This window comes from Streptomyces thermospinosisporus (genome assembly GCF_039526425.1).
Taxonomy (GTDB): Bacteria; Actinomycetota; Actinomycetes; order Streptomycetales; family Streptomycetaceae; genus Streptomyces; species Streptomyces thermocarboxydovorans.
In genome coordinates this window covers 1-1,429 of record NZ_BAAAIZ010000029.1, presented here as the reverse complement: position 1 = coordinate 1,429, position 1,429 = coordinate 1, and the positions used below count along the sequence as shown (strand labels likewise).

Here is a 1,429-nt window from a genome sequence, read left to right as displayed (position 1 = left end):
CCGAACCCCGTGCACACCAGCCCACCTGACGTGCAGTTTTCACGATGCACACTGCTCAATGGGTCGTCGTCCTGGACGACTGGATCGACGGCGTCACCGGCACCCCCGACGAAGTCCTCGCCGAGCTGCGGCAGGGTATGCGCGGCATGGAGATGGGCGGCGACTCCACCTCCGGCGGCCACGAGGGCCACGACATGGGGGGCATGGACATGGGGGAGGACTCCGCGCCCCCGTCCGCCTCGCCCTCCTCCGGCGGGATGTCGATGAAGTTCATGCTCATGGGCGCCGAGAGCGAGCTGCTCGGCGGCGACGCCGGCGATGTGAAGTACCCGTACCACCTGGTCAACGGCCAGGTCCCCGCCGACCCCGCCGTCTACCAGGGCAAGCCCGGCACGCGGGTCCGGCTGCGCATCATCAACGCGGGAGGCGACACCGCGTACCGAGTGGCGCTGGACGGCCACAAGCTGACCATCACCCACACCGACGGCTTCCCCGTCGAGCACCAGCAGGTCGACGCCCTGTTGATCGGGATGGGGGAGCGGTACGACCTCCTGGTCACCCTCGGTGACGGCGTCTTCCCGCTCGTTGCGCTGGCCGAGGGCAAGGACGCCACCGGCATGGCGCTGGTCCGTACGGGATCCGGCACTGCGCCGAAGGCGACCGTCCGCCCGGAGGAGCTGAACGGCAGGATCCTGACGGCGTCCCAGCTGCGCGCGAACGACGACGTCCGTCTGCCGTCCAAGAAGGTGGACCGGGTACACCGCGTCGAGCTGACCGGCGGCATGGACAAGTACAACTGGGCTATCAACGGCAAGGCGTACGACATGGACGACCCGACCGCGCATCCGCTCACGATCGAAGAAGGGCAGCGGGTCCGGCTGGACTTCGTCAACACCACGGAGATGTGGCACCCGATGCACCTGCACGGCCACACCTACCAGCTCGGGGACAACGGCCCGCGCAAGGACACATCGATCGTGCTGCCGAAGAAGAAGCTGTCAGTCATCTTCGACGCCGACAACCCCGGGCAGTGGATGCTGCACTGCCACAATGCGTACCACGGAGAGGTCGGCATGATGACGCTGGTCGCGTACCAGAGCTGACCGCCACCGCTGTGCTTGGTCCGGGGCCGGTTCTGTCCGGCTGGCCCCGGCGCCGGGAAGTGACGGTGGGCGACAGCATGAACGCTCTCGTCTCCGCCCGAACTCGTGCGCTTGCGCTCGTAGACTCTGGGCGCATGGCCGCTGATAGCCCCGCCCACCTCGTCTCCCTGCTCACCAGGCAGCAGCCTCAGGAGATCCTCGGCACACCGGAGAGCGAGTGGGTCGACTTCAAGAGCGTCGGCCCCAAAGGGCCGTACGACCTTTCCACTGAGAGGGCGTTAAGTCCCATCTCTCTGGGTTCGTGATCGCTCGTTCGTGTGATTGGT

General features: G+C 67.2%; 1 protein-coding gene and 1 pseudogene. Both read left to right on the top strand.

What is annotated here, in order from left to right; all coding sequences use genetic code 11:
* Positions 1–56 precede the first annotated feature (56 nt).
* Positions 57–1,103, top strand: a pseudogene (locus ABD207_RS11430) (multicopper oxidase family protein); the annotation flags it as partial.
* A gap of 134 nt (positions 1,104–1,237) precedes the next feature.
* Positions 1,238–1,408: a hypothetical protein gene (locus tag ABD207_RS11425; protein ID WP_344012181.1), complete on the top strand. Its 171-nt coding sequence runs from the start codon at positions 1,238–1,240 to the stop codon at positions 1,406–1,408.
* Positions 1,409–1,429: the final 21 nt, after the last annotated feature.